This is a genomic window from Methylobacterium sp. WL116 (assembly GCF_008039455.1).
Taxonomy (GTDB): domain Bacteria; phylum Pseudomonadota; class Alphaproteobacteria; order Rhizobiales; family Beijerinckiaceae; genus Methylobacterium.
This window is the reverse complement of sequence record NZ_VRUV01000177.1, coordinates 1-8240: the sequence shown is the minus strand read 5'-3', so window position 1 is coordinate 8240 and position 8240 is coordinate 1. Positions and strand designations below refer to the sequence as shown.

General features: G+C 71.4%; 9 protein-coding genes. 5 read left to right on the top strand and 4 right to left on the bottom strand.

The genetic code is table 11. The annotated features are described in order from the left end of the window. The first annotated feature begins 156 nt into the window (after positions 1-156). The 5 genes from FV223_RS14190 (at position 157) to FV223_RS14170 (ending at position 5164) form a co-directional block, all read left to right on the top strand. A complete protein-coding gene (locus FV223_RS14190) occupies positions 157-1131 on the top strand; it encodes a S1C family serine protease (RefSeq protein WP_147727653.1) in 975 nt (324 codons plus the stop codon). 160 nt (positions 1132-1291) lie between these two features. Next, positions 1292-1594, top strand: coding sequence for a hypothetical protein (locus FV223_RS14185; RefSeq protein ID WP_147727652.1), 303 nt, complete (start codon positions 1292-1294; stop codon positions 1592-1594). 422 nt (positions 1595-2016) lie between these two features. After that, positions 2017-2163 (top strand): DUF1127 domain-containing protein, encoded by a 147-nt coding sequence (locus FV223_RS14180; protein WP_147727651.1) that lies wholly within the window; start codon positions 2017-2019, stop codon positions 2161-2163. A gap of 124 nt (positions 2164-2287) precedes the next feature. After that, positions 2288-3736, top strand: coding sequence for a methylenetetrahydrofolate--tRNA-(uracil(54)-C(5))-methyltransferase (FADH(2)-oxidizing) TrmFO (gene trmFO, locus FV223_RS14175; protein ID WP_147727650.1), 1449 nt, complete (start codon positions 2288-2290; stop codon positions 3734-3736). Between the two features lie 123 nt (positions 3737-3859). Continuing rightward, positions 3860-5164, top strand: a complete 1305-nt coding sequence (locus tag FV223_RS14170) for an MFS transporter (protein ID WP_147727649.1) — start codon at positions 3860-3862, stop codon at positions 5162-5164. A 27-nt stretch (positions 5165-5191) separates the two neighbouring features. Here the strand turns inward: FV223_RS14170 and FV223_RS14165 are convergent, their stop codons facing one another. From FV223_RS14165 to FV223_RS14155, 4 genes are all read right to left on the bottom strand, one after another. After that, the gene (locus FV223_RS14165) at positions 5192-6247 is read right to left on the bottom strand and encodes a sulfatase-like hydrolase/transferase (protein ID WP_187274915.1); all 1056 of its coding nucleotides are present in this window, start codon (positions 6245-6247) and stop codon (positions 5192-5194) included. A gap of 11 nt (positions 6248-6258) precedes the next feature. Next, a complete protein-coding gene (locus FV223_RS30430; RefSeq protein ID WP_187274914.1) occupies positions 6259-6609 on the bottom strand; it encodes a hypothetical protein in 351 nt (116 codons plus the stop codon). 156 nt (positions 6610-6765) lie between these two features. Beyond that, a complete protein-coding gene (locus tag FV223_RS14160) occupies positions 6766-7293 on the bottom strand; it encodes a GNAT family N-acetyltransferase (protein ID WP_147727647.1) in 528 nt (175 codons plus the stop codon). An 84-nt stretch (positions 7294-7377) separates the two neighbouring features. Continuing rightward, positions 7378-8240, bottom strand: an 863-nt coding sequence (locus tag FV223_RS14155; RefSeq protein WP_147727646.1) for an HWE histidine kinase domain-containing protein, incomplete at its 5' end; no start/stop codon positions are given.

Here is an 8240-nt window from a genome sequence, read left to right as displayed (position 1 = left end):
GCCCTCTCGCGCCGCGCCGCCGCGTCGCCCTGCCGGGGTGTCGCGACCGGTCGGCGCGTCCTATCTCCCGGATGGGGGCACGCGGCTCGCGCCCCTCGGACCACCGACCCTCCGGCACCTTACCGGAGCGCAGACATCTCGAAGGACCGACGCGGCATGGCCTCGCAGGGTGATTGGAAGATCCCGGCTTCGACGCAGCCGAAGCCCGGCGATTACGGCTACGACCTCGACCGCGCCCTCACGGCGATGGTCCAGCTCTCCGCCCGCGTGCCGGCCGAGGCCTTCACCGCCGAGACGCTCGGCACCGAGCGGGCGGGCAACGGCGTGGTCATCGGCGAGGACGGCCTCGTGCTCACCATCGGATACCTCGTCACCGAGGCGGAGAGCGTGTGGCTCACCACCAACGACGGCCGCTCCGTGCCCGGCCACGTCATGGGGTTCGATGCCGCCACCGGCTTCGGCCTCGTCCAGGCGCTCGGGCCGCTGGGCGTGCCGGCGCTCAAGCTCGGCACCTCCGGCAGCCTGAAGATCGGCGACCGGGCGGTGGTGGCCGGCGCCGGCGGGCGCCAGCGCTGCGTCGCCGCGCAGATCGTCGCCCGGCAGGAATTCGCCGGCTACTGGGAATACGTCCTCGACGAGGCGCTGTTCACCGCGCCCTCGCATCCGAACTGGGGCGGGACGGCGCTGATCGGCCCGGAGGGCGACCTCCTCGGGATCGGCTCGCTCCAGCTCCAGCAGGGCGGCACGTCGGGCCCGCGGGCGATCAACATGGTGGTGCCGATCGACCTGCTGCCGCCGATCCTCGACGACCTGACCTCGCGCGGGCGCGCCAACCGTCCGGCCCGCCCCTGGCTCGGCCTCTACGCCACCGAGAGCGAGGACGGCGTCGTGGTGATGGGGCTCGCCGACAACGGCCCGGCCGAGGCGGCGGACCTGCGCGCGGGCGACGTGATCGAGGCGGTGGCGGGCGAGCCGGTGGCGGATCTCGCCGACTTCTTCCGCAGCGTCTGGGCGCTGGGCGAAGCGGGCGTGCGGGTGCCGCTGACGATCCGCCGCGACGGCCGCGCCCTGAAGCCGACTCTGGTCTCGGGCGACCGTGAGCGCTTCCTCATGAGCCCGCCCCTGCACTGACCGTCCCTGTACCGCCCCTCTGCACTGACCGCCCCGCCCGGGCCGAAGCCTGGCTGTACGCAGCACAACACGGCCGTCAGTGGAAATTCATCCGGTACGCCGTAGATTTCTCGCTGCCCGGCCATTCCCTCCCTGGCCGGACATCGAAGGAGATCGCGTCATGACGCACGTGAAGACTTTTGGTGGGGCCGGCCTGGCGACGGCAGCCGGCCTGGCGGGAGCCCTGCTCCTCGCACCCGCCGCCCAGGCCATGCCGCTGGCGCCGCTGCCCGGCGGCGCCCTGATCGAGACCGTCGCCGGCGGCTGCGGCCCCGGCTTCCATCCCAATCCGTGGGGCGTGTGCCGGCCGAACTGGGGCCCGCGCCCGTACTGGCGGCGGCCGGTCTACGGCCCCTACGCTTACGGCCCGCCGCGCCCGTTCTACGGCCGCCCGGCCTATTACGGGCTGCGCCCGTTCTACTGAGACCGGGCCCGGCCGTCGGGCCGGGCCCCGCGCATGGACAGCGCCGCATCGCGCCTTTCGGCCGATGCGGCGTTGTCATATTCACGATGCCGCACGCGGATCGACAGTGTTCGGCGATCGGATCGATGCGCGACGGTGCCGGCGCGCAGACGACGCAAGGTCATCGCTCGCATGTTGCCCAAGCCGATCGGACGCCGTTGGCCTCCTGAACTGCGAACGCGATCCGGGGCGCGCGAAGGCCTCGAAAACAGGCTTTCCAAAACCTTGCTAAATCGTTGTGCGCCGCATGCCGGGCTCGCATGGCTGGCTAACGAATGTCGGCCTGCCGCTGCGGCGCAGCAAGCTTATATGTGCATTGCACCAACAAGAGGCAGGCGGTGCCCAAGCGGTCGTCACCGCCTGCCTGAACAAAGGTCAATGTCATGTCCGCCGCCCGTAGCGTCCTCAACCGTTTCCGCGCCTATCTCCGTTACCGTGAGACCATCACCGAGCTGTCGCGCCTGTCCGACCGCGACCTCGCCGACCTCGGCATCAACCGCTTCGAGATCCAGGGCATCGCCCGCGGCTGAACCACCATCGCCCGCGGCTGAACCGCCATCGCCCGCGGCCGAACCGCCATCGCCCGCGGCTGAAGCTCCCGGACGTGCGCCGGCCCGTTGCCTCGGGCCGGCTCGTTCCGGTATCTGCAGGGGCATGTCCCAAGCAAGCGCGCCCATCCACATCGTCGGCGGCGGCCTCGCAGGCTCGGAAGCCGCCTGGCAGATCGCCGAAGCCGGCCACCACGCGGTGCTGCACGAGATGCGGCCGGTGCGCGGCACCGAGGCCCATCACGGCGAGGGCCTCGCCGAGCTCGTCTGCTCCAACTCCTTCCGCTCCGACGACCCGAACGGCAACGCCGTCGGCCTTCTGCACCAGGAGATGCGGACGCTCGGATCGCTGATCCTGCGGGCGGCCGACCGGCATCAGGTCCCGGCCGGCGGCGCGCTCGCGGTCGACCGCGAGGGGTTCTCCGCCGCCGTCACCGCCGCGCTCGAAGCGCACCCCAACGTCACCATCGTGCGGGAAGAGGTCGCCGGGCTGCCGCCGGAGAGCTGGGGGCCGTGCATCGTCGCCACCGGCCCGCTCACCGCCCCCGCCCTCGCCGAGGCGATCCGCACCATCACCGGTGCCGACGCGCTCGCCTTCTTCGACGCCATCGCCCCGATCGTCCACCGCGACTCGATCGACATGAGCAAGGCGTGGTTCCAGTCGCGCTACGACAAGGTCGGGCCCGGCGGCACGGGGGCCGACTACATCAACTGCCCGATGGACCGAACGCAGTACGACGCCTTCATCGCGGCGCTCGTCGGCGGCGAGAAGATCGGCTTCAAGGAGTGGGAGGCCTCGACGCCGTACTTCGACGGCTGCCTGCCGATCGAGGTGATGGCCGAGCGCGGCCCCGAGACCCTGCGCCACGGCCCGATGAAGCCCGTCGGCCTCACCAACCCGCACGATCCCCAGGTGAAGGCCTGCGCGATCGTGCAGCTGCGCCAGGACAACGCGCTCGGCACGCTCTACAACATGGTCGGCTTCCAGACGAAGCTGACCTATTTCGAGCAGGTCCGCGTCTTCCGCACCATCCCCGGCCTCGAGAACGCGGAGTTCGCCCGCCTCGGCGGCCTCCACCGCAACACCTACCTCGACAGCCCGCGCCTGCTCGACGCGACCCTGCGCCTGAAGGTGCGCCCGTCGCTGCGCTTCGCCGGCCAGATCACCGGCTGCGAAGGCTATGTCGAGAGCGCGGCGATCGGCCTGATGGCCGGGCGCTTCGCGGTGGCGGAGAGCCGGGGCGGGGCGCTCGAGCCCCTGCCGCAGACGACCGCGCTCGGCGCGCTGATCGCCCACATCACCGGCGGCCACATCCTCGACGACGCGCCCGAGGAGACGGCCAAGGAGCCGGGCAAGCCGCGCTCGTTCCAGCCGATGAACGTCAATTTCGGCCTGTTCCCGCCGCTCGCCGCGATGCCGCGCAACGAGACCGGCAAGCGCCTGCGCGGGCCGGAGAAGGCGATGCTCAAGCGCCAAGCCCTGACCGACCGGGCGCGCGCCGACCTGTCGGCCTGGATCGCCGGCACGACGCCCCAGGCCGCGGCGGCCGAGTAGCGCCCCCACGTTCAAGCGCGCGAAAAAGTCCCTCGATCGGCGACATCGCGACTTGAGCCCGCGCCCGTCCCGGCGAACAGTGGCGCGGACGGCGCAGGCCGGATCGCGGGACGAGGCGCAGCCGTGGCGGGACCTTACGAAAAATCCTCCGGGTCGACGGTCGGGGCGGTGCTCCGCGTCACCAGCGGCAACTTCCTGGAGATGTTCGACTTCTTCCTGTTCGGCTTCTACGCGACCCACATCGCGAAGGCGTTCTTCCCGGCCGGCGACGAGTTCGCCTCCCTGATGCTGACCTTCATGACGTTCGGTGCCGGCTTCCTGATGCGGCCGCTCGGCGCCGTGCTGCTCGGCGCCTACGTCGACCGGGTCGGGCGCCGCAAGGGGCTGATCACCACCCTGGCGATCATGGCCGCCGGCACGGTGCTGATCGCCTTCGTGCCGGCCTACGCCACCATCGGCCTGCTCGCCCCGGCCCTCGTCCTGATCGGCCGGCTGCTCCAGGGCTTCTCGGCGGGCGTCGAGCTCGGCGGCGTCTCGGTCTACCTGTCGGAGATGGCGACGCCCGGCCGCAAGGGCTTCTACGTGTCCTGGCAATCGGGGAGCCAGCAGGTGGCGATCATGGCCGCCGCCGCGATCGGCTACGGGCTGAGCCACGCGCTGGTGCCGGAGCAGATGTCGGAATGGGGCTGGCGGGTGCCGTTCCTCATCGGCTGCGCGCTGGTGCCGTTCCTGTTCTACATCCGCAACTCGCTGGAGGAGACCAAGGCCTTCGCCGAGCGCAAGCACCGGCCGGAGGCGGCCGAGATCTTCCGGACGCTCGCGACGAACTGGCGGATCGTGCTGCTCGGCATGCTGATGGTCGCGATGACCACGATCGCGTTCTACACGATCACCGTCTACACGCCGACCTTCGGCAAGAGCGTCCTCAAGCTCACCGACACCGACAGCCTGCTCGTGACCTTCTGCGTCGCGGTCTCGAACCTGTTCTGGCTCCCGGTGATGGGGGCTCTGTCCGACCGGATCGGCCGCAAGCCGCTCCTGATCGCGTTCTCGGCGCTGACCCTGCTCACCGCCTACCCGGCGCTGACCTGGCTCGTGGGTCACATCAGCTTCGGGGCGATGCTCGCCGTGCTGCTGTGGTTCTCGTTCCTCTACGGCAGCTACAACGGCGCGATGGTGGTGGCGCTGACCGAGGTCGTTCCGGTCGAGGTCCGCACCGCCGGCTTCTCGCTCGCCTACTCGCTGGCGACCGCCCTGTTCGGCGGCATGACGCCGCTCGTCGCCACGTGGCTGATCGCGGCGACCGGCGACAAGGCCGCGCCCGGCCTGTGGATGTCGCTCGGCGGCGCCCTGGGACTGGTCGCGACGCTGGTGATCTATCGCGGGCGCGGGGCGATGCCGGCCGGGATGCCCGCCGCGGCCCGGTGAGCCGCGCGGCGATCCGCCGGTCGGAAGCTATTGCGGGGATGCCGTCCGGTACAGGACGGGCGTGGCCGGATGGCGCGGCGCGAGCCGGATCCAGGGAACCCGGTCCGGCTCGAAGCGGACGCGGGCCGCCCGGCGCCAGAGCGGCGGGGCATGATCGCCGACCAGGAGGATCTCCGTACCCGGATTGCGGATCGCGAGACGCGAGACCGCCGCGAACAGGTCCTCCCAGATCTCGGCCATCGCGCAGACCTCCGGATCGCCGAAGGGCCCACCGGTCTTGCAGTCGTGGCGCGGCGTCGCCTCCCCGGGCCTGACCGGGACATGGGAATTGAGCGTGACCCAGTACACGAACAGCGGCTGCGTCGCCTTCGACAGCCGGTCGTCGATGGTTTCGGCGATGTCGACGTCGCAGGGGCCGACGAACGCGCCGCCGCAGTGCCGCGTGTAGGCCGAGGTCGCGGTGTCCTGGAACACGCTTCGGACGAAGCCCGCCTTCGGGTACCAGGACGACCGATCGTAGAAGGCGCTCGTGAACCCGTGGACCGAGACGGTGCGGTAGCCTCGCGCGGCGAGCTGGGCCGGAAGGCAGGTCGGTCCGTGCCCGTCGAGGAGAACGGTGTAGGCCGAGCGCGAATGGCAGAGCTCGCGCATCTCCCCGTACGAGGTCGCCCCGAAGAAGCTCGTCGTGCCGGTCGTGATGCTGAAGGCCTCCCTCAAGGCCGCGTCGTCGAAGGCGGAGAACAGCACCTCCCTATGGCGCGGGTCGCGCAGGACGCCCAGGCTCTCGACGAGCACGAGAAGGACGTTCGGCTTCCGCGGCGACGGCTCCGTCAGGGCGGCGAAGCCCGACGCCTGGACCGCGGATTGGAAGGGCTGACCGATGGCGGCGGCCGGGCCGAGAGAAAGGCTGGCCGAGCTGTTGATCGCGATGTCGGCGAACAGGAATCCCGACACCGCCAGGGCGAGGACGATCCTGTTGCCTCGGACCATGCGCGCCCTGTAGCGCACGAGGAACCACAGGCCGGCCGCGACGAATGCCGTCAGGGCCGCCGTGAGCCCCGCATAGAGCGGCGAGCTCAGCAACCGGACATGCGTCAGGGCATCGAGGTTGTGATGGATGGATCCGATGTCGAGGAAAAGATCTCGGTGACGATCATCAGCAGGTCGAAGGCCACCACCGTGAGGTAGAGCGGCACCACGGCAAGGGGCGGCAGCCGGATGCCGACCAGGATCACGACGACGTAGGCCGCGATCGGCGCGGATCGTGCCGGAATGCCGATCCAGAGGCTTGCCAGGATGGCCAGCGCGTTCGGCAGGAGCAGGGCGCCGACGACGAGAAGCAGGGTCGGCCCGGCCTGCGCGATGCGGCGGCGGACCGCCCAGCCGCCGACGCGTTCGTGCACGGTTTCGCGCGCGTCGACGAAGCCGTTTTCCGCGCTGTCCATGCCCGCGCCCCACCTCAAGTACGTGGAGCATGTTCCTATGTATCGGTTATCACGGTCCTAATCTGCACGTGAAACCGGTAAATTTGCCCAGACGATCGAAATCGTTCCCGCCTTGCCGAGGTCTGGCGGGCGGGCGTCGGGACGCGCGAGCCCTCCTCAGATCGCCCGCCGCGCCATCAGCCGCCGGCCCGGGCGGTGCCCCTCCTCGCCGGTGTCGCGGAACCCGAGCTTGGTCAGGAGCCCCCAGGAGGCGACGTTGCCGGGACGGCACTCGGCAACGATCGTGCGGGCCGGAAAGCGCAGCGACAGCGATCCCAGGATGCCCGACACCGCTTCCGTGGCGAGACCGCGCCCCCGGGCGGCGCCGCCGACCCAGTAGCCGATCTCGACCGCCTCGGTTCCGCGCAGGTGCGTCCCGACCACCCCGACGAGGGTTCGGCCCTCGCGCGTCCGGGCGCCGAAGAACCGGTCCTCGCGGCGGCGTCCCGAGGCGATGAGCCTGCGGGCATCCTCGAGCGTGAAGGGCGCGGGCAGGAAATCGACGGCGCCGGTGATCGCCGGGTCGTCGGTGAGGCTCCGCAGCGCCTCCGCATCGCCCGGAATCAGCACGTCGATCGACAGTCGCGCGGTCTCCAGACCGGGCAGGTCGCACAAGCTGTCGCTTCGGGCGCGGCGGAAGAACATCTCGGAGGATGTGGGATCGGACGACGGATACCGTAAGAGACGCTTTGGCGGGGCGGTCTCATCCCGCGCCGACCCGGGCGCGGCCTACTCCACGGCCTGGAAGCCCGACAGCGGCGCCTCGACGCGGCAGACGACCCCGTCGGGCTCGTAGGCGAGGCCGACCGCGCCCCCGACCGCGCCCGCAAGCCCGCGCTCGATCAGCCGCGACCCGAAGCCCTTCCGCGTCGGCGGCGCGACCTTGGGACCGCCGCGCTCGGTCCACAGCATCCGCACCATGGCGTCGGCATCGAGCGACCACGTCACGGCCACGCGGCCGCCGGGCACCGAGAGCGCGCCGTACTTGGCCGCGTTGGTGGCGAGCTCGTGCATCATCAGCGCCAGCGACAGCGCCGCCTTCGGGCCGACCTCGATCTCCGGCCCGTCGAGGGCGAGGCGCCCGGCCTGGCCGTCGTCGTGGATCGCCAGCGCCCCGGCGATCACCGCGGCGATGCCGGCGCTCTCACGCGCGCCCGTCAGGAGGATGTCGTGCGCCTTGCCCAGGGCGATCAGCCGGGCGGCGAGCGCCTCCTTGGCGCTCTCGAAATCGGGGGCGTTGCGCAGGGTCTGCGACGCGATGGCCTGGACCATCGCGAGGGTGTTCTTGAGGCGGTGGCTGAGCTCGCGGTTGCGGAGCGCCTGCTGGTCCTCGGCCTGGATGCGCCCGAGCGTGCCCCAGAGCCGCTCGGCGACCTCGCGCACGAAGGCGATCTCGCCGGCGGCCCAGGCGCGCGGCGCGCGGTCATGGACGAACAGCACCCCGGCGAGCCGGCCGAGCCGCGTCAGCGGGACGTTGATCGCGGCCCGCGCGCCCATGCCGGCATAGGCCGCGGCATCGCCGGCCAGCGCCGGGTCGGCGATGTCGGGGATCGCCTGCGGCAGGCCCGAGGCCAGGCGCGCCAGGGTCTCGG

Coding starts and splice junctions, on each gene's coding strand:
- trmFO (WP_147727650.1), top strand. CDS start 2,288: ATGTCCCAAGCAAGCGCGCCCATCCACATCGTCGGCGGCGGCCTCGCA.
- FV223_RS14180 (WP_147727651.1), top strand. CDS start 2,017: ATGTCCGCCGCCCGTAGCGTCCTCAACCGTTTCCGCGCCTATCTCCGT.
- FV223_RS30430 (WP_187274914.1), bottom strand. CDS start 6,609: ATGGACAGCGCGGAAAACGGCTTCGTCGACGCGCGCGAAACCGTGCAC.
- FV223_RS14160 (WP_147727647.1), bottom strand. CDS start 7,293: ATGTTCTTCCGCCGCGCCCGAAGCGACAGCTTGTGCGACCTGCCCGGT.
- FV223_RS14185 (WP_147727652.1), top strand. CDS start 1,292: ATGACGCACGTGAAGACTTTTGGTGGGGCCGGCCTGGCGACGGCAGCC.
- FV223_RS14190 (WP_147727653.1), top strand. CDS start 157: ATGGCCTCGCAGGGTGATTGGAAGATCCCGGCTTCGACGCAGCCGAAG.